The 18855-nt window shown below is 50.0% G+C and carries 20 protein-coding genes; all 20 read right to left on the reverse strand.

Annotated features, from left to right (window positions below; genetic code table 11):
* Position 1 precedes the first annotated feature (1 nt).
* The 20 genes from glyQ to addA all read right to left on the reverse strand — a co-directional run bounded on the left by glyQ (position 2) and on the right by addA (position 18853).
* On the reverse strand, positions 2-880 hold the full coding sequence (gene glyQ / locus DX130_RS10480; protein ID WP_116045893.1) for a glycine--tRNA ligase subunit alpha: 879 nt from the start codon (positions 878-880) through the stop codon (positions 2-4).
* 336 nt (positions 881-1216) lie between these two features.
* Positions 1217-1960 (reverse strand): DNA repair protein RecO, encoded by a 744-nt coding sequence (gene recO / locus DX130_RS10485; RefSeq protein WP_116044981.1) that lies wholly within the window; start codon positions 1958-1960, stop codon positions 1217-1219.
* Between the two features lie 55 nt (positions 1961-2015).
* A complete protein-coding gene (locus tag DX130_RS10490; protein ID WP_116044982.1) occupies positions 2016-2168 on the reverse strand; it encodes a YqzL family protein in 153 nt (50 codons plus the stop codon).
* 86 nt (positions 2169-2254) lie between these two features.
* Complete coding sequence (gene era / locus DX130_RS10495; RefSeq protein WP_116044984.1) at positions 2255-3178, reverse strand: GTPase Era; 924 nt, start codon at positions 3176-3178, stop codon at positions 2255-2257.
* Positions 3175-3618: a cytidine deaminase gene (locus tag DX130_RS10500; protein WP_116044986.1), complete on the reverse strand. Its 444-nt coding sequence runs from the start codon at positions 3616-3618 to the stop codon at positions 3175-3177. Before DX130_RS10500 ends, era begins: the two co-directional genes overlap by 4 nt.
* A gap of 15 nt (positions 3619-3633) precedes the next feature.
* Complete coding sequence (locus DX130_RS10505) at positions 3634-3999, reverse strand: diacylglycerol kinase family protein (protein WP_116044988.1); 366 nt, start codon at positions 3997-3999, stop codon at positions 3634-3636.
* Positions 3999-4496: an rRNA maturation RNase YbeY gene (gene ybeY / locus DX130_RS10510; protein ID WP_116044990.1), complete on the reverse strand. Its 498-nt coding sequence runs from the start codon at positions 4494-4496 to the stop codon at positions 3999-4001. The genes DX130_RS10505 and ybeY overlap by 1 nt, the downstream gene beginning before the upstream one ends.
* 1 nt (position 4497) lies before the next feature.
* Complete coding sequence (locus tag DX130_RS10515; RefSeq protein WP_116044991.1) at positions 4498-6744, reverse strand: HD family phosphohydrolase; 2247 nt, start codon at positions 6742-6744, stop codon at positions 4498-4500.
* Between the two features lie 17 nt (positions 6745-6761).
* Complete coding sequence (locus DX130_RS10520; RefSeq protein ID WP_116045894.1) at positions 6762-7733, reverse strand: PhoH family protein; 972 nt, start codon at positions 7731-7733, stop codon at positions 6762-6764.
* 6 nt (positions 7734-7739) lie between these two features.
* Entirely contained in the window at positions 7740-8933 is a 1194-nt protein-coding gene (gene yqfD / locus DX130_RS10525; RefSeq protein ID WP_116044993.1) for a sporulation protein YqfD, read from the reverse strand.
* A gap of 19 nt (positions 8934-8952) precedes the next feature.
* Positions 8953-9231, reverse strand: coding sequence for a sporulation protein YqfC (yqfC, locus tag DX130_RS10530; protein ID WP_116044995.1), 279 nt, complete (start codon positions 9229-9231; stop codon positions 8953-8955).
* Positions 9232-9651: 420 nt separating this feature from the next.
* Positions 9652-10149: a hypothetical protein gene (locus DX130_RS10535; protein ID WP_116044996.1), complete on the reverse strand. Its 498-nt coding sequence runs from the start codon at positions 10147-10149 to the stop codon at positions 9652-9654.
* 61 nt (positions 10150-10210) lie between these two features.
* Positions 10211-11209 carry a flotillin-like protein FloA gene (floA, locus tag DX130_RS10540; protein WP_165861220.1) on the reverse strand — a complete coding sequence of 333 codons (999 nt, stop codon included), beginning with the start codon at positions 11207-11209 and terminating at the stop codon, positions 10211-10213.
* A 41-nt stretch (positions 11210-11250) separates the two neighbouring features.
* The gene (locus tag DX130_RS10545) at positions 11251-12651 is read right to left on the reverse strand and encodes an NfeD family protein (RefSeq protein ID WP_240644387.1); all 1401 of its coding nucleotides are present in this window, start codon (positions 12649-12651) and stop codon (positions 11251-11253) included.
* Positions 12652-12769: 118 nt separating this feature from the next.
* A complete protein-coding gene (locus DX130_RS10550) occupies positions 12770-13213 on the reverse strand; it encodes a GatB/YqeY domain-containing protein (RefSeq protein WP_116044998.1) in 444 nt (147 codons plus the stop codon).
* A 15-nt stretch (positions 13214-13228) separates the two neighbouring features.
* The gene (gene rpsU, locus DX130_RS10555; RefSeq protein WP_005547957.1) at positions 13229-13402 is read right to left on the reverse strand and encodes a 30S ribosomal protein S21; all 174 of its coding nucleotides are present in this window, start codon (positions 13400-13402) and stop codon (positions 13229-13231) included.
* Between the two features lie 95 nt (positions 13403-13497).
* Positions 13498-13842 (reverse strand): histidine triad nucleotide-binding protein, encoded by a 345-nt coding sequence (locus tag DX130_RS10560; RefSeq protein WP_116045000.1) that lies wholly within the window; start codon positions 13840-13842, stop codon positions 13498-13500.
* Positions 13843-13962: 120 nt separating this feature from the next.
* Positions 13963-14253, reverse strand: coding sequence for a hypothetical protein (locus DX130_RS10565; protein ID WP_116045002.1), 291 nt, complete (start codon positions 14251-14253; stop codon positions 13963-13965).
* 72 nt (positions 14254-14325) lie between these two features.
* On the reverse strand, positions 14326-14970 hold the full coding sequence (locus DX130_RS10570; protein ID WP_116045003.1) for a hypothetical protein: 645 nt from the start codon (positions 14968-14970) through the stop codon (positions 14326-14328).
* Positions 14971-14983: 13 nt separating this feature from the next.
* The gene (gene addA / locus DX130_RS10575; RefSeq protein ID WP_116045005.1) at positions 14984-18853 is read right to left on the reverse strand and encodes a helicase-exonuclease AddAB subunit AddA; all 3870 of its coding nucleotides are present in this window, start codon (positions 18851-18853) and stop codon (positions 14984-14986) included.
* Positions 18854-18855 lie beyond the last annotated feature (2 nt).

Below are 18855 nucleotides of genomic sequence, written 5' to 3' on the forward strand. Positions count from 1 at the left end.
GTTATTCCGCTCCTTTCTTCAGCAGTGGGAATCCAAGACGCTCGCGCTCTTCCAGATAGGTTGCAGCGCATTGTCTTGCCAGGTTCCGGACTCTTGTAATATAACCTGTTCTCTCCGTTACGCTGATTGCGCCGCGCGCATCCAGCAGGTTGAACGTATGGGAGCATTTCAGCACATAATCGTATGCCGGGAACACCAAGTGATGCTCCATTGTTTTCTTCGCTTCTTCCTCGTACATGTTGAACAACGTGAACAACATCGCTGTATCCGAAGTTTCGAACGTGTATTTGGAATGCTCGAATTCTGGTTGCAGGAATACGTCACCGTACGTGACACCGTTCACCCATTCCAGATCGAATACATTTTCTTTCTCTTGAATGTAAGAAGCAAGGCGCTCCATACCATACGTAATTTCTACAGCAACCGGATTTGCGTCAATGCCGCCTACTTGCTGGAAATAAGTGAATTGCGTAATTTCCATACCGTCGAGCCAGACTTCCCAGCCTAATCCCCACGCGCCAAGTGTAGGCGATTCCCAGTTGTCTTCAACAAAGCGGATATCATGATCCTTCGCATCAATACCCAGACGTTTCAAGCTCTCCAGATAAAGCTCCTGAATGTTGTCCGGGGACGGCTTCAGAATCACCTGAAATTGATGATGCTGATAGAGACGGTTCGGGTTTTCGCCGTAACGCCCGTCAGCCGGACGGCGGGACGGCTCCACATAAGCTACATTCCACGGCTCGGGACCAATAGACCTCAGGAAGGTCATTGGATTCATCGTGCCCGCGCCTTTCTCTACGTCATAAGGCTGGACTAATATACAATTCTGTTCTGCCCAAAACTGCTGAAGCGTCAAAATCATACCTTGAAAATTCATTCCGCTCGACTCCTTTTTCATGAAAATTGCGTCCCCTCAAAGGACACTTGAGCAACTATGTATCGGCTGCGGCATACAAAAAACTCCCGGCCTCTACGTCTGCTCACAGACGTAGGGACGAGAGTTGATTCCCGCGGTTCCACCCTACTTGGCTATCCTGCTCGCGCAAGACAACCCGCTTTTGTTCGCTAGGACTCCGGAGCGCCTTTCGTCATGAACGTCCAACCGGGCTCCCACTATTCCCGATTCGCTGAATTTGTCGACTACTCACAACTACTTTCTCCATCATTGTCCACTATTCATAATGTTATATTCTATTCATCTCGATGTCAAAAGTCAAACTAATTTATCGAGCTGATCCAGGAAATTTCGAGATTTCAGCTGCAAGCCAAGCTGGATGTCCATGAGAAGACGCATGACCCGCTTCAACTCCTGCTTTGTCTCCGGCTTTACTGCAATGGAGCCTAGTCTGCGCATGTCCAGTCCTTTGAACAAACGGAGCAGCTTATAGGCACCCTCGCCCAACACTGGAGCAGACGGATCGCGATTGACGCATCGCCCGCACAGTATGCCGCCGCCTTGAGCCGATAACCGGAAAGGTCCAACCCGGTTGCCGCAGGATATACATTCCTCCAACTCCGGCGCATAACCGGCAAGCGTTAGAATTCTCATCTCATACAAATGAATAACGATTTGCGGATCCTTCCCCTCATCCAGCGCAGACAGACAGGCCTTCAATTGCTCAAAGTGAAACACGGTCGGCTCGTCGTCATGTAAGATACGGTCAGTCAGCTCCGCTGCGTACGATGCATAAGCAGATAGATCCAATTGCATACGCAAATCATGGTGAGATTCAATAATCTCACCATGATTAAGCGTGCCGAGGCCTTGGCTTCGGAAGTATTGATATTCACCATAGGTGAAGGGCTGCGCCAGAGAAGAATGACGACTCTTCACTTTTTTGGCTCCCCTGACCAGCACGCCGGCCTTGCCGTTCGTCTTCGTCAGCAATGTAACAATCTTGTTGCTTTCCCCATAATCCATGCTGCGGATTACAATTCCTTCTACCCGATGAAGCATGTAGTCGTCTCCCCCATGAAACGAGCCTCCAATGACCGCCTAAGCTGCCACGTGCTTATTCCGGTTCCTCACCCAATCCCAGCTCTTCCTCATAACCTTCCAAAGCATGGGGATGGACTGACGATCCGTACTGATCCATTTCCTTATAAAGCATGAAGGATTCGACATCCCCGGTCAACGTAAAATACTTCCACGAAAAATCTCGCATTCGTATTCATCCCTTTCGCCTCGGAAACTGTTCCAGACCATTATAGGATGTGATAGTTGGCGGTCCTGTATCCTTAGCAAAAAACGTCAGTCGTTACGGAAGCCGAGATCCTTCAGCACGCGATCCTGGTTGCGCCAATCCTTCTTCACTTTCACCCATAATTCCAGGAATGTCCGGGAGCCCAGCAACGCCTCTATATCCTTACGAGCTTGTTTGCCTACTTCCTTCAGGAATTCGCCGCGCTTTCCGATAATTATGCCCTTCTGCGAATCCCGCTCTACAAATATAACAGCGCCGATATAAACAACTCCGTTTTCTTGTACACGCATATCTTCAATGGTTACTGCTATGGAGTGAGGAATCTCCTCTCTCGACATATGAAGAATCTTCTCCCGAATCAGCTCCGCGCACACGAATTGCTCCGGATGATCCGTAATTTGATCCGCTGGATAATACTGCGGGCCTTCAGGCAAGTAGCGGCTGATCTGCTCCAGCAGCGTACTTACGTTGTTGCCGTTCAAGGCTGAGATCGGTACGATCTCAGCAAACTCGTACAGCTCATTATATTGAGTAATCATAGGCAGCAGCTGTTCAGGACCTACCTTGTCGATTTTGTTCATGACCAAAAACACCGGCGTTTTAACTTTTTTAAGCTGCTCGATAATGAATCGATCGCCTCCGCCAATTCCTTCAGACGCGTCGACCAGGAATAATGCGGCTTCCACTTCTCTCAAAGCGCTTTCTGCGGTCTGCATCATATAGTTGCCTAGCTTGGACTGTGGCTTATGAATACCTGGCGTATCCAAAAATACGATTTGAATATCATCCGTTGTATAGACGCCATGAATTTTGTTCCGCGTTGTTTGCGGCTTGTCGGACATAATCGCAATCTTCTGTCCGATCAGATGGTTCATAAGCGTCGACTTGCCTACATTAGGTCTTCCGATAATAGCGACAAACCCGGAGCGGAACTTACCTCCGCCTTGCTCTTTATTCGTTGGTTGATTCATTGATCCTTATGTTCCTCCTTGTGAAGCGATGATGGCGTAAACGCCCCTGGCAATAGCTCTGATACCGTAGCGATCGTCCAGTCGCCCCTTCTATTTCCCATAATAACTGGCATGTCCGGTTGACACAGCTCAATCAAAACTTGACGGCAAATGCCGCAAGGCGATATAGGTCCTTCCGTATCCCCGATAACCGCAATAGCTTGAAACGTCCCCGCTTGCTTCCCGTCGGCAATGGCCCGGAACAAGGCGGTTCTCTCAGCACAGTTGGTCGGTCCGTAAGCGGCGTTCTCGACATTGCAGCCTTCGTGTATATGGCCGTCCCTATCCAGCAAAGCCGCGCCAACCTGAAATCCTGAATAAGGCACATAAGCGCGCCGCATAACTTCACTGGCGGCGCGCATTAATGTTGTATAAGATTCCGATAGACCCTTATATTCCATTCCTATTCTCCCCTCTTATAAAGCGAACAACAGCCGCCACAAGGGCGGCCCGATAATAATAACACCGATAGCTATCGCACCAAACGTTGCTGCAAGCACGGCACCGGCAGCCGTATCTTTGGCTGCCTTGGCAATGGGATGGCGCTCGGGGCTTGCAAGGTCTACCGCTTGCTCAATCGCCGTATTTACCAGCTCTAGACTAATCACAAGAGCAACAGCGAATACTAGAATCGCCCACTCCACAAAGCTTAAGGAGAGCATCAATCCCAGTCCAATGACCAGAATAGCAGCAACACAGTGAATTTGCATATGACGCTGAGTTCGTATGGCAAAGCGGATTCCTGATAACGCTACGGCCACGCTTCTCAAGAACTTGCCCATTACCTGGTCAAACCCGCCCTCTGCAGGACAGCCTCTTGCTTAGCCGTCATGACAGCCTCAGATTCATCATCCTGATGATCGTATCCGATCAGATGAAGAAATCCGTGTACAAACAGAAAACCAATCTCCCGCTCCAATGAATGGCCGTATTCCTCGCTTTGCGCTACTGCACGCTCCACAGAAATAATAATATCGCCCAGCATACCCGAGATTGGGTCCGGTTCATCTTCGCTTTCTACTTCGAAGATAATATCCAGCTCTTCCGTACCGTCATCCTGCATCGCAAAGGAAAGCACGTCCGTCGGACGGTCAATACCCCTATAATCACGATTTAGGGCATGAATGCCCTCATCATCGATAAACGTTAGCGTTACTTCACCTTCCGTCATTCCTTCTGCTTCACCAGCAAGCTGCAGCAGTTCAGTAAGAATGCCGCTCCATTCCTCCGGAATGTCGATTTTATCTTGCTCATTGCTGTAATCGAGTTGTAAATTCATGTTAATTCGTCCCCTCCTTCGCCTTCGCGTCATCCGGATATTCAATTCGGGAATGGAATATCCCGATAATACTCTCCTTCAAGGACTGAGCAACCTTGTCCAATTCTTTCAGCGTTAGGTCGCATTCATTATATTGATTGTCATCCAATCTGCTCTTTATAATTTTGTTAATCATCGCTTCGACATGCTCTACCGTTGGATTGCGCAAGCTTCGGACCGCGGCCTCGATGCAGTCTGCAATGCCGACAATGGCGGCTTCCTTGGATTGCGCTTTAGGACCCGGATAACGGAAGTCATTCTCCGTAAAATTCGGCTCGATGCCCTGCTCCTCCGCTTGCTTAAGCGCTTTGTGGTAGAAGTACTTTAATGAGGTTGTCCCATGATGCTGCTCGGCAATATCCCGAATTGGCTTCGGTATATTATGCGCCTTCAGCATCTCTGATCCGTCCCTGGCATGAGCAACGATAATCGATTTGCTTAGCTTTGGATCAATCGTATCATGCGGATTTTCCATGTTGCTCTGATTCTCGATGAAATAATTCGGACGTTTGGTCTTCCCTATATCATGATAATACGAGCCCACTCTGCATAACAATCCGTCAGCGCCGATCGTTTCGGCCGCAGCCTCCGCCAAATTGCCAACCATCACGCTATGGTGGTAAGTGCCAGGCGTCTCCGTCAGGAGCTTGCGAAGCAAGGGATGGTTCGGGTTCGACAGCTCCACCAGCTTAAGCGCAGACAGAATACCGAACGTAACTTCAAAAAATGGCATAAGACCAATGACGAGAACTGCTGTCAGCAATCCGCTGGCAAATGCAAAAGAAACGGAATAGATTAAAGGCATGCGGTCAAGCTGCTCTGACATTAACAGCATAGCCAAAACAGCAATCGATCCGAACAAGCTGACCATAATGCCAGCCTTCAATATGGCCGATCGCTGGCTGGCGCGATGAATGGCGAATACGGCTGCCAAAGATACGACCATAATGAAAAATCCGTATCTGAAATCAAAGAGTTGACTGGAGTGCGTATTCAGAATGATGCTGCCCATGATTGCAAATATAAAGGAGCTGATGATCGCCAAATGCATATCCAGCAGAAGCGTAATGAGCATCGCTCCTAACGCGGCTGGCGCCAAAAAACCTACATACGAGGCAGTATCAGTCTGTGTAAAGCCCATAATCTGAATCGTAATCGTATTGATCAGATAAATTAACCATAACATAAGCAATTGGGCATTGCCGTAACGCGGCTTTAATCCGTTAATTCCGCCCGATTGATGCAGATACACGTAGATGGCGATTATAAACATGAAGGAAAGAATAAGCAATCCCATCTGCGGCCAATAATGTTTCTTGTCCTGCAGCAAGTTGGAATCCGACAACAGCTTGTACAGCTCCGGCGTGATCGTCTGTCCTCGTTTTACGAATATGTCGCCTTCCTTGATGACGACCGGCGGCGTATTCTGCTTCGCTAGCACACGCGCTTCTTCGGTCGCTTCCTTATCCAGAAACTTGTTCGGCATAATCGTGAACCGCGCCAGCTCCTGAACAATTTCCCTCGCTGTCCGGTTGGACAACGAGCTCGCGTTGACCAGTTCCGCTACTTGAGTCCGGGCTGTCTCTGCTTCCCTGAGCTGCTCAATTGTCAGTTTCTTCACGATGTTCATAGCAACCTTGCGCATATCGTTCAACTGTTCCATCGTCAGCTGCGGCATCTTGTAGAACGTCTCTTCCGGAATGACATACTTTTGTTCCTTGGCGACTCTGGACATTTCCTCCAGCAGCGTATCGGAATATGTACCTTTTCCTATGTTCATTTTCACAAATGTATCGATATGCTCGGTATAGCGACCGGGAATTTCAGTACGGTAAATATCGATTTTGTTCTGGTTTGTAACCTGATCGTCCATATTAAGCTGCTCGATCCGGAATAATATCTGCTCTACAAGAAATTCGTTTTTCATCGGAACGATTTTGTAGCTATCCTCGATCCGGTTGGCCGCCTCTTCCTCCGCCTGCCGGGTGGCCTTATCATCCCTGATTTGAAACGGGGCCTTAATATCCTTCTCACTGACCGAACCTTCTGCAATATCGTATGTCTCCGGTATGACATGCGGCGCAAGACTAATATAGAATAGCAGCACGAACATAGCCATGAGCGTCCATCTGACGGCAGGACTTTGTCTCCAGCCTTGTATCTTGGCTGTTTTTACGGTCGCCTGCTTGCTTGTCCCGTTCTGGTTCATGCGGCTATCCATCCTCTCTAGGATTTATTCTCGGCATGCACATCATACGCCATAATAATCTTCTGCACCAAGGAGTGACGCACAACATCGCCTTCCGTAAAAAAGATCAGCCCAATCTCTTCAATGTTTTTCAAAATGCGCTGAGCTTCGATGAGACCGGATGTCTTGCCCCTCGGCAAGTCAATTTGCGTCACGTCGCCGGTAATGACCATTTTGGAGCCGAAGCCAAGACGCGTTAGAAACATCTTCATCTGCTCCGGCGTCGTGTTCTGAGCTTCATCCAGAATAATGAATGAATCTTCGAGCGTTCTGCCGCGCATATAAGCCAGAGGAGCAATTTCAATCAAACCCCGTTCCATCGCTTTCACCGTCTGATCTGGACCCAGCACGTCATGGAGCGCATCATAGAGAGGTCTCAGATAAGGGTCTACCTTCTCTTGCAGATCTCCTGGCAAAAACCCTAGATTCTCGCCCGCTTCAACCGCAGGACGCGTCAATACGATACGCTTGACTGCCCCTTCCTTCAGAGCAACGACTGCCAGTACAACAGCGAGGTAGGTTTTGCCCGTACCAGCAGGACCTATGCCGAATACGATATCTTTCTTGCGGATCGTCTTTACATAATGGCGTTGACCAATCGTTTTGACCATTATTTTTTTGCCGCGGAAGGTCGACGCGACCTCTTTCTTGAAGAGGTCCAGCAGTTCTTCTGCCTGCATCGTCCGTGCCAGCTCCAGCGCGTATGCAATATCGCGCTCCGTCGGGTTGTAGCCGCCGCGAACAAGCTGCAGCAGAACGCGGTACAATTGTTCCAGCGAGTCCCTTTCCTTATCCGGACCGGTTATGACAATCTCCGCTTCGCGCGTAGCAATTGTCGATTCAACGCTTTCTTGCACTAATCTCAAAAACTTATCCTGCGGCCCGAAAAGCGCTAAACCTTCAGCAGCATTCTCAAGCGGAACTTTTACTGTAGACCATTCATTTTGCAACAATACTCAGTCTCCCTGCATCTGGACTAATGGCATTTCTGTGACTAATGATTGCTCCACTTCAAAAAGAACTTTCATATAAACTTTACCATTGTCAGCCTCTTCATGCAAAACAATTTCATCAACGACGACAGCATCACGCCCCGCTTTTTCAAGGACATCCGCTTTCGCCTGCAGCAATCCGACGCTTTTCGCTTCCTCAACGGTGAGCGATCGCTCCTGGAGCTCCGTCTCCATCACCGTTTCTTTCATCCGGCCAATCGGCAACGACCATTGCCTCCATGAAATCCGCTCTTCCTTCGTTAGCGTCTCTGATTGTCCGAATTCTTCCTTTCCAAAACCGCTCACCTGAAGCGCTCTGGAGCCCAGCACTGCGTACCACTTTGTTTTTTTCTCGCCCGTATACACTTTGACCTGCTGGGTGAGCGGGACTTCAACCTTGAATTCGTACCATACAAGCCCGCGTACGATTCCTTTGGCTACGACCACCTTGGAATTCGCCTCTGATCCGATCAAGCCGGAAATCAATGTTTGTCCCTTTTTGACGCGCGTGTTTTTCCGAACGACAGCTTTGCCCGCCTCTGCAATGATTTGGGTAACGACACCATCGGCGGAAGCGACCAAATGCCGAGGATTTTGAAGCGACGGCGTCTCCGGCAGCGTCATCTCGACTACTTGAATCCGGACCTTTGTTCCCTTCTTCTCAACACCGACCCACGTCGTACCCGGAAGCGAGTTGACTAGTTTTTTGGAAATGACGTCCGTATCCTGCAGCCGGAAGGACCATTGCATCGGGTAGAGCCCTTCTTGCTTCGCCGCCTGCAATATTTGCTCCTCCGACAGCTTTACGTTGCCATCAACGTCAACACTCCAAACGAGCGAGGAAAGCATAAAAATAATAGCAAAAAACAGCACTAGCCCTCCGGCGAACGCTATTCGTTTCTCTGCTTTCACGAGCCAAAACGGCAATCCTCTCCGCTCCGTCACATGCACCCGACAGCCTGTCTCCTTTAAATACGGACGAAGACGAAAAAAGTCTCCAACGGATAGTTCAAATTGCAGCAAACCTTTGCTTGTCCAACGAATGGCAGACAGGCCGAGCCCGCCCCCTATCGCCTTATTAACAAGATCCTCGGGCGAACCGCCTCGCGCTTCTACAACAACGACACCCTTCAACCATGAAACCCCTTTTTCTTTCACTCCGTTCTCCCCCTATTCATTATGGAAGCAACTGTATATTGGAAATTTCGCCTTCGATGAACACTTCTTCTGTCCAGATTGTACGAATGACTAAAGCGCTTCCGGTAACCTCTAACTGTCCTTTGCTTAAGGCAAGTCTTAACCGCTCGCTGGAGAAATGGACAACTCCCCGGTGATTCTCAATATATAGCTGCCGATCACCAATCATCGTAAGCCGTGGAAGGTCATATACGACATCCTGAGGCATATCGAGCAGCTCGGCCGTCAGCTTATGAAATTTTCTTTTTAGATGTCGCATGGGATGAATGAGCCCTCCTCAAAGGTTTGCGGAGCAAACCTCGCATCGTAAGCATAATCTTAGGTTTGCGGAGCAAACCTCGCATCGTAAGCATTTGATGGTTGCAGAACGTCGAAAGCACAGCTATGACGTTATAGATGTGCTATACCAAATTATGCTAAGAGCAGCTCGAATATGTGGTCTTCAAGAAAAACGGGGAGGCAGTGGGTTTAAGCTGCTAACGCGGCGGACCTGGGGACCTGTCCTAAAACTAAATCATTCACTTGATGGACGGTTCTGCTAATCGACTCCCTTTCAAAAAAAGATGGCGATGCTCAGAGGGTTGCTCTGGCACCGCCATCTTCGGTTTTCGTTTAGGTAGTCTTATAACAGAAGAAGTCCTCCATCAGTCGTCTGCGACTGGGGGAGGACTTCTTTGGTTTATGGTCTGCGGTATGGCCGCCTAGCTTTTGGCGCGCCAAGCACCTCTGACCATATAAATGCTTTTCGAAGATCGCTTTTGGTCAAACCAGCTCCAGGATTGGCTATCGTCTCGCTTTCGGATCGGTTGTCTGTACTTCTCTGAGCCGACGCCCGGCCCCGTCGCCCCCCAGACGATCCATAATCAGCGCTACGAGACCGATCATCGATACCTACTAACGGATAGGAGCCAGGGAAGCTATCGTCGCTCTGGCCATCCTGTGCGTTCATACGTGTACGGTAGACACTCTCTGGACGTGTCTGCACCACCGCGGGCTGAGCCTGCTGGAAGTCAGGCTGCCCCTCCTGGTTGCCGTCCTGAGACGGGTCGCCGCCGAAAGTCGGCATGGTTTGGGGTGGTTTACGTTTATTTCCAGAGTTACTGAACATTCTCGCCACAAAAAACAATGCAATCAATATAAAATAAAAATACTTCGTCAAAAATTCGATGATATCCATTAAGCGTCACCTCCATGTGACAGTCTCGCCCGAGGAAGCTCGGGCGACACTATCGGCAGCTTTAACGTCCGTCTTTGTCGTCGGTCGGACCATCCGTCTCGCCAATGGAGGACCTCATTTTCGTATCCGCCTCAATGTTTTTCATGTTCATATAGTCCATCACGCCAAGCTTGCCGCTCTTGAGCGCTTCAGCCATGGCAAGCGGCACCTGAGATTCGGACTCCACCACTCTTGCTTCCATCTCGACAACTTTGGCTTTGTTTTCTTGCTCCTGCGCAACAGCCATCGCTCTGCGCTCTTCGGCTTTCGCCTGAGCGATTTTTTTGTCGGCTTCGGCCTGTTCTGTTTGCAAGTGAGCGCCAATGTTTTTGCCTACGTCTATGTCCGCGATATCGATGGACAAAATTTCAAATGCCGTACCTGCATCAAGGCCCTTGCCAAGCACTGTACGCGAGATAAGGTCCGGATTTTCCAATACATCTTTGTGCGAGTTGGATGAACCAACCGTTGTAACGATACCTTCGCCGACACGGGCAATAATCGTTTCCTCACCCGCACCGCCGACGAGGCGGTCGATGTTGGCACGTACGGTTACGCGAGCTTTTACTTTAACTTCAATACCGTCTTTGGCGACTGCCGCAACAACAGGCGTCTCGATGACACGCGGATTAACGCTCATCTGTACGGCTTGCAATACATCTCGACCTGCAAGATCAATGGCAGCCGCACGCTCGAATTGCAGCGGAATATTAGCACGTTGAGCAGCAATTAGCGCATTGACGACTCGGTCAACATTACCCCCTGCGAGAAAGTGACTTTCCAACTGGTTAATGTTAAGTCCAAGGCCGGCTTTGGTCGCTTTAATAAGCGGGTTGACGATTCGGCTCGGAACGACCCTACGCAATCTCATGGCAACCAGTGTAATAATGCTTATGCGAACACCGGACGCAAGCGCGGATATCCAGAGCATAACCGGGAAAAAGCTTAGAAATACCGAAAGCAAAATAATAATCAATACGGCAATAATCATAAACGATACAACGGGTTCTAATCCAAACATATCGATAACCTCCATTTCCCCTTTACAGCAGGGGGTGTATATTACTCACTTTTAACTTCTTTTACAACAATCCACGTACCTTCCGCCTTAGTCACTACAACAGGTTTTCCTGCCTCAATGAATTCACCCGTCGTAACGACGTCAACCCGGCTTTCTCCAATCTGTACCGTTCCTGAGGGACGCAGCGTTGTCAACGCTACTCCTTTCTCACCTATCAGCGTGTTACGGTCGTCGGCAGACAAATAACCATCTTCCGTACTCAGCTTGTCTCTCAATATAAATTTGTTCCAGATGCCGCGGCCTCTATTCGTTCTGGCGAACAATGCTACGATAACCGCAGCAGCTGCAACTGCAACGCCGAGTGATATGAATCCGCTCTTCGGATTAGGCGCCGACATAACGACCGCGGCTATAAGTGATGTGCTGCCGAGCAACCCCAGTATTCCGAAGCTTGGCACAAAGAGCTCGATAATCAATAAGATGATCCCAATTATGAACAGAGCTACGGACTCCATACCCGCCAGGCCCGATACATAAGAACCAAAGAAGAATAGTCCAAAAGACAGTAATCCTACGATACCTGGAGCTCCAAATCCCGGAACGAGAAGTTCAATCGCAACCCCTGCAATTCCCAAAATAAGCAATATGGTTGTGACAACGGGACTAACGAGGAAACGAGCTACTTCCTCCGCAATCGATGGCTGTATCTCGATCAGGGCACGATTATCCAGCTCCAGCCATTTCACAACGTCCTCTACTTTGTTCGCCGTGAGATCGGAATAACCGACCTTCTCTGCGTCAGACGCGGATAACGACAATATATCTCCCTGCTTCTTCACACGACCGATTGTATCGGTCATATCGACAGTCACAGACTTGTCCACCATCGCCGCTGCGATATTGGGATCTCTACCTTGCAGCTTTGCCGCTTCTGTCATCTGTTCAACCCAGAACGATATGATTTTGGGATCTTCATTGAGCGTTCCGCTTCCGTCTACAACGGCTGCAGCACCGATCGTACTGCCTGGCTGCATAGCGATGTGATTGGCATTGAGCGCAATATACGTACCGGCCGACACGGCCTTGCCCTCTACAAAAGCGGTTGTCGGAATTGGACTCGTACGTATGAGTTCTCCAATTTTGCTTGCGCTATCCACGCGACCACCCAGCGTGTTCACGACGAGCACAATATGCTCGGCTCTGGCCTCCTGCGCTTCCTTGAAAGCTCTCTCCAGGAAGGAATGCAGACTTGGCTCAACGGTCTGCTTCACAGGTATGACAACTACGGCAGGTCCTGCTTCCGCTGTTGCGGCCGTACCCTTGGATGAAGCGAGCGCTTCAGGCAGCATGATGGACGTTAAGGAAACCGTAATCAAGGCTATTAACAACAAAGGAAGCATTAATTTATTCATGCGAAGCCATATTCGTCGATGTTTTACCATTGGCGTCCTCCTTTTTTTACGTGCTAGTATTCCCTGTAATACGTAACAACGTTCGTATTGTTTCAACAAATATAAAAAAACACCCCAAAGAAGGGGTGTTTTGTGTCCGCATCGTATGCTATTGCAGAAATTGCATAACTGCTTGATTTACTAGTTTACCGTCTGCGCGTCCCTTTGTTTTAGGCATGAGGGCGCCCATCACTTTCCCCATATCGGCTTTTGAAGAAGCACCGAGTTCATGGATGGTCTGCCTTACTATCTCTTGAATCTCTTCTTCAGTCAGCTGCTCGGGAAGGTATTGACTAATAATTTCAATTTCTGCTGCAAGACCTGTTACCAGATCATCGCGGCCGGCTTTTTTAAATTCTTGGAGGGAATCTTTACGTATTTTGATTTCACGACTCAATATATCAAGCACTTCATTATCTTCCAGGGGTCGTTTTAAATCAATCTCCAAGTTTTTCACTGCGGCACGCATCATACGAATAGTGCTCAGCTTGAACTTGTCCTGACTCTTCATGGCTTGCTTCATATCGTCGGTCAATCGTTCGCTCAGGTTCATTATGCAAGGCTCCTCCTAAAACTTTCTCTTACGCGCAGCCTCGGACTTCTTCTTGCGCTTAACACTTGGCTTTTCATAATGCTTGCGTTTTTTCACCTCAGCGAGCACACCGTCTTTAGCGATGGAACGTTTAAAGCGGCGAAGCGCAGCATCAATAGTTTCGTTTTTGCGAACTTTAGTTTCAGACACCAGTTTTCCCTCCCTCCGAAACAGACCGTCCAGAGCTATAACACGGTTTATCAAACTTCATTATAAAGTAAACTAAAACCCAGTGTCAACTTCCGTTAGGTTGCAATTAATGCGCCGAGCTTCTTGCCGCCCAGCAAGTGGATATGCAGGTGGTAGACGATTTGCCCCCCATCCTCGTTCACGTTGTTGACCAGACGGTAACCCGCCTCCGCGATACCTTGCTCTTGGGCGATCTGGCGCGCTACGGCGAATAGCTCTCCGATCAGTTCATTATCCTCATCTGCAACATCATTCATAGTTGGAATATGTTTCTTCGGGATAATCAATATATGTACGGGAGCCGCTGGCTGAATATCTTGGAAAGCCAACACGCGATCGTTTTCGAACACTTTTTTCGACGGAATGGCACCATCAACGATTTTACAGAAAATGCAGTCCATACTTCTTCTACCTCCTCACCATTTCCTACCTACTATCATACAAAAAAAATGAGCGCTAGTCCAATGCTCAAACGCCGAACATGGGTTTTCCCATGTTCGGCGCGAATCAAACGGTTAGAACTAGATAAAAAATGGCAATAAAGACAAGGCAAGCAGTCCGCCGAGCGGAAATCCTCTGCGGTAAAAGCGCCTGCGCGGGTAGTACCCTCCGTAGCCGTAACCGCCATAAGGGAAAAACGCTCTTTCATCCCCCGGACAGTGAGGAATTGCCAAATATACATTTTCGTCATCTACGCTCTCCACGATTCCATCGTGATATTGACCATCGTTTGTTTGGATCACCACATAACGATTCATATGCTTCTCACATACACTTTTATTTTGGGTCAAGTGCGGATTGACGTTGCTCATTGCTATCAGCCTCCTGTTACACCATCTTATGCAACGGTAGGCTAATGGCTACTAAACAAACGGTGATCATTACTAAGCTCCCGTGTATTCGCGAAGCTCCTTATGCAGCTCTTCCGCGATATCAATCCAATCATGTCCGCCTGTTAGGCGAATCATTGAATTGCGGTCACCTTCCATACCAAAATGAAATGCGGACAAAAGCTCTGTCAGTTTCACAAAGGAGGACTGCACTTCGCCCAGCGATTGCCGTTCCGTCTCCGTCAATCCGCCGCTCCCGGTACCGACGCTTCTAAGCGTCCCTTCCAGCTTTTGCTCGTAGGCGGCATAGCTATCCGCCGCCTGCCCCAAGTTAGCAGAATCGATCATTCCCGCATGCTCCATCAGGACAGCCAAACCTGCATGCTCCCTGGCGACTCCGTCTGCCATATGAACAGCCGTCAGGCGGGCTAACGACGGCTCCGATTCCGCCCTCGATAGTACCTCTTCCAAATACGCACTCCAGTGCGCTAGCTGCTCCTGGCCCTCTTTAAAACCTTGAAAAATCGACTCCCCGGTCTGCACAGTATTGCCTCTCGTATGTTCGATATGCTTGGTATACAACAGAATGTTGCCCATTGAGCTAAAGACAAGCAGAACTAATGTAATAGGCAGCGCCCAAGAACGCTTAACGTTTTGTTGCTGTTCCACGATTCTCCCTCCCGATTCATCGTTAATCATGACGGCGTTGCTCCTATAGCTTAATAAGCTTTGAACCGTCGAAGAAATACAAATAAAGCTCATCGACCTTCCGCTTCAGCACTGCCTCGGTCGCTTCGGCATAAAGCTCCAACTGAAACCTGTGGCGTTCCGCCGCCTGCTCCCAATTGCTCATATAGATGCGATCCGTCTTGTAATCCAGCAGTGTAATGCCATTCTTGTCCTCGAACAGGCAATCGATAACGCCCTGAATAAGAATCGACTCATCATCCAGTCCCGCATCTCTCTTCCCATAGACGCGGCTAGCGGGAAACATACAACTGAACGGAACTTCTCTTCTCACCCAGTCTGCCAAGGCAAGACGCCGGCCAATCTCACTGGTATAGAAAGCCAGAATGGCCGTTACATCGATAACGCTAGCCTGTCTCTCGGTTAATAAACGTTTGACTACCATAGCCGAGAGCGTTTCTTCAATAACCCCTTTATCAATGGTGCCAGTTACCGGAACATGCTGCATCAGCAAATGGTGTACGGAGCCTTTCTCAGCAGCTGTCAGCGACTTTTCCTCCATAAAGGACGGCCTGCGCAGCCGAAGCGTATAGGCGCCCGAGCTGCTGCCGCCTTCCGTTGGTTCGGCTTCAACAGGCTCAGTCAGCCCGTAAGCCGCTTCTTGAATAGTCTCAAGACTATTGGCATCTCCCATTGGTTCAGCGTTAAGACGCTTCATCTCCGTTACGGAGGTTTTAGCTGCAACTCTCTCCGCGGCCACATAAGGATACGTCCATTCCAGTCGGGCTCGAAGCTCTGAATCCTCCGGCACTTCCTCGATTAAGGCAAGCGATTCAATCGCATCCGCCCTGAGCTGTTTAACAGCAGAGTCTTCATCGATTGCTTCTTCCATGCCAGCCGCAGCTTCGCTGCCGAGCAGCATAGCCGGTACAATACCGGCTTCCCATCGTTCAGGTCTGTCATCAGCCGACATTTCATTCCAATCCGAGTCCTTCTCTTCTTGGAGGGCCAATCGCTGTACAGAAAGTGGACCCAACCAGTCCAAGTAAGAGCGGGCGGAGGCCACATGATAATCCGTAACCTCTCCGGAATCATCCAGCGCGGCTAACCAGCGATTCATCGCTTTGGCCGAATCGGCTACCGTTCCAACTAGAAACATTTTTTCTTTTGGTCTGGTCAAGGCTACATACAAGATTCGCATTTCTTCGGCCAGCAGTTCCATTTTAAGTTTTTTTCGAATGGCAAGGAACGGCAATGTTGGGTAGCTGATTCGAAGATCGGGATCCACATAACGAGGACCGAAGCCAAGCTCCTTATGTTTCAAAAATGATGTTCTTGTATCCTGCTGATTGAACAGCTTGCCCATGCCTGCGACGAAGACCACCGGAAATTCCAATCCCTTACTCTTGTGAATAGACATAATTCTGACGACATTCTCGCCTTCGCTTGCTGCCCTTGCAGTCCCCAGATCGCCGCCGCTCTCCCGCATGCGTTCGATGAACCTCAGAAACCGGAACAACCCTCGGAACGATGTCGCTTCATACTGCCTGGCACGGTCATGAAGAGCTCTTAAATTCGCCTGTCGCTGCACGCCGCCAGGCAAGCCGCCAACAAAATCGTAATAGCCTGTATCCCGATAGATGCGCCATAGCAAGTCTGCAAGCGATCCCCCTCTGGCTTCCGATCTCCAACCCTCCAGCTGATCCAGGAATTGTGCCAGCTTGAGTCTTATGCTCTCCGCCATGCTCTCACTGCCAGCAGCCTGAATCAGCGCATCAAAATAGCTTGAATTGGCCGACTGAATCCGAATGCGAGCAAGTTCCTCGGCTGTCATTGCAAAAATAGGAGAACGAAGCGCAGCCGCAAGCGGAATATCCTGATGCGGATTATCGATGACTCGCAAGATCGACAGCATAGTCTCGACCTCTGTGGCTTCAAAATATCCGCTGCTCAGCTCCGCATAGGCCGGAATTCCTTTGGCCTGCAGCTCCTCAATCAGAATAGGAGACCACTGCTTGGTGGCACGCAGCAGAATAACGATATCTCTCCACTCCATGGGGCGGTATCCGCCACCCTTGCCGTCATAGACCTCAAAATCGCCGCTTACAAGATCGTTGATCTGACTTGCGATCCACCTTGCTTCAAGCTGCGCGACGTTCAGCTCTGCAAGTTCCTCTGCTCGCGATTGAGCATCGTCCTGCTCTTCTCCGAATGACTCATCTTCCCCCTGCTCTGCATCGTCGCCCCCGCTTGTCCCGCGATCCAGAATAGCAAATTGTATACTGCAGCTGCCGGGCTTGACCGGTGCAGGGTAGGATGCCCCGCATACAAGCTCCGCTCTAGCGTCGTAATCCATCTCTGCGACGTTCTCCCTCATGATGCCGCGAAACACGCCATTGACCCCTTCTACCACTTCACGGCGGCTTCGGAAGTTCCGGGCAAGATCGATTCGCTGACCGATAGACGATGCAGAATCGTGACCTTCCTCTGCTTGCGTGCGGTAAGCTTTATATTTGGCCAGAAACAAATTAGGCTCTGCCAATCGAAAACGATAGATGCTCTGTTTTACGTCTCCTACCATGAACCTGTTTCCATTGCCGGCACGCTCGATTAAGGAGACAATCGCCTCCTGCACCATATTCGTATCTTGATATTCGTCGAGCAAAATTTCATCGAACAGATTTTGATAGTCTAGTGCTGCAGCAGATGGGACAATCTGCTCCGGAGTGGACGAAGCATCCCGTAAAATGCGAAGACAATAATGCTCCAGATCGCCGAAGTCGAGTAATCCCTTCCCCCTCTTGGCCGCTTCGTACCGTCTGCCGAATTCAATGACCAAGTCGGAAAGCGTTCGCATCAGAGGAGCGAGCGCTGCCAGCTCCGTCAGAAACTGGTCGGCATCCCGTCCGAATAGCTCATTCGCCAAGCTGCCAACCAGCTTCTTCGCATGATCCCGCAATTCCTTTACCTGCTCCTGGAGAGACTTGTCATAGTCATCGCCTCGCAGCGCCTTCAGCTTCCCGAATGCCGCCTCTCTGAACGGTACAGCCCAATGGCGCCATGAAGTGGACTGCACGGTATCCAGCAGCCCCTCAATGAGCCTAACATCTTCTTCAAGCGCGCTTGCATAGGGCGCAGGACCAGACGGCATATGAGACAGGTCAAGTGCCTTCCGCAGTTGGGCGAGCGCTCCCTGGAGTCCAAGCAAAGCATCTCCTCGCAAGCTTGCTATCCAATCGCTTTGCTCCAATTCGTCCAGCGATGCTACCTCAAAGGCGCTCGCCGTATGGCTAAGCCATACCTCAGGCCATGGATGGCTCTGTGCGAAGTCATACAGACCTTGAACAAGTTGGTACAGCGGCTCGTCCCCGCGTTCCCCGCCATACCGATCAGCCAGCGTCAGGAAGTCCCCGCTCCCTTCTGCCTCGCCGCTATAACGAAGCTCAAACAACTCATCCAGCACATCCAGCCGCATCAGCTCGCTCTCCGTTTCATTGGCGATACGGAAGCCCGGGTCAAGTCCGATAAGCGGGTAATAGCGGCGGATCACATCGAGACAAAAGGAGTGGAGCGTTGTAATTGAGGCACGGCCCATGAGAGCGAGCTGTCGGCGCAAATGCTCGTTATCCGGGTCGGATGACAGCCTCTTCTCCAGCGCCAGCCTTATCCGATCCTTCATTTCGGCGGCAGCCGCTTTCGTAAATGTAGCGACCAGCAACCGATCGACATCGGTGTTCATCGATATTTTTCGAATGATGCGCTCCACGAGTACGGCCGTTTTACCCGACCCTGCAGCAGCCGCGACGAGCACATTTCTCCCCCCGGTTACAATCGCTTCCCACTGATCATCCGTCCAGGTGCTGTCCACCGGCTTCGGCTCACGAATCGTTGCCATCG

This window comes from Paenibacillus paeoniae (assembly GCF_003388735.1).
GTDB lineage: Bacteria > Bacillota > Bacilli > Paenibacillales > Paenibacillaceae > Pristimantibacillus > Pristimantibacillus paeoniae.

Coding starts and splice junctions, on each gene's coding strand:
- glyQ (WP_116045893.1), bottom strand. CDS start 880: ATGAATTTTCAAGGTATGATTTTGACGCTTCAGCAGTTTTGGGCAGAA.
- ybeY (WP_116044990.1), bottom strand. CDS start 4,496: ATGAATTTACAACTCGATTACAGCAATGAGCAAGATAAAATCGACATT.
- yqfC (WP_116044995.1), bottom strand. CDS start 9,231: ATGCGACATCTAAAAAGAAAATTTCATAAGCTGACGGCCGAGCTGCTC.
- DX130_RS10500 (WP_116044986.1), bottom strand. CDS start 3,618: ATGGAATATAAGGGTCTATCGGAATCTTATACAACATTAATGCGCGCC.
- DX130_RS10570 (WP_116045003.1), bottom strand. CDS start 14,970: ATGATTAACGATGAATCGGGAGGGAGAATCGTGGAACAGCAACAAAAC.
- DX130_RS10565 (WP_116045002.1), bottom strand. CDS start 14,253: ATGAGCAACGTCAATCCGCACTTGACCCAAAATAAAAGTGTATGTGAG.
- DX130_RS10490 (WP_116044982.1), bottom strand. CDS start 2,168: ATGCGAGATTTTTCGTGGAAGTATTTTACGTTGACCGGGGATGTCGAA.
- DX130_RS10550 (WP_116044998.1), bottom strand. CDS start 13,213: ATGAACCTGAGCGAACGATTGACCGACGATATGAAGCAAGCCATGAAG.
- recO (WP_116044981.1), bottom strand. CDS start 1,960: ATGCTTCATCGGGTAGAAGGAATTGTAATCCGCAGCATGGATTATGGG.
- floA (WP_165861220.1), bottom strand. CDS start 11,209: ATGTTTGGATTAGAACCCGTTGTATCGTTTATGATTATTGCCGTATTG.
- addA (WP_116045005.1), bottom strand. CDS start 18,853: ATGGCAACGATTCGTGAGCCGAAGCCGGTGGACAGCACCTGGACGGAT.
- era (WP_116044984.1), bottom strand. CDS start 3,178: ATGAATCAACCAACGAATAAAGAGCAAGGCGGAGGTAAGTTCCGCTCC.
- DX130_RS10545 (WP_240644387.1), bottom strand. CDS start 12,651: ATGGTAAAACATCGACGAATATGGCTTCGCATGAATAAATTAATGCTT.
- DX130_RS10515 (WP_116044991.1), bottom strand. CDS start 6,744: ATGAACCAGAACGGGACAAGCAAGCAGGCGACCGTAAAAACAGCCAAG.
- DX130_RS10505 (WP_116044988.1), bottom strand. CDS start 3,999: ATGGGCAAGTTCTTGAGAAGCGTGGCCGTAGCGTTATCAGGAATCCGC.
- DX130_RS10560 (WP_116045000.1), bottom strand. CDS start 13,842: ATGGACTGCATTTTCTGTAAAATCGTTGATGGTGCCATTCCGTCGAAA.
- DX130_RS10535 (WP_116044996.1), bottom strand. CDS start 10,149: ATGGATATCATCGAATTTTTGACGAAGTATTTTTATTTTATATTGATT.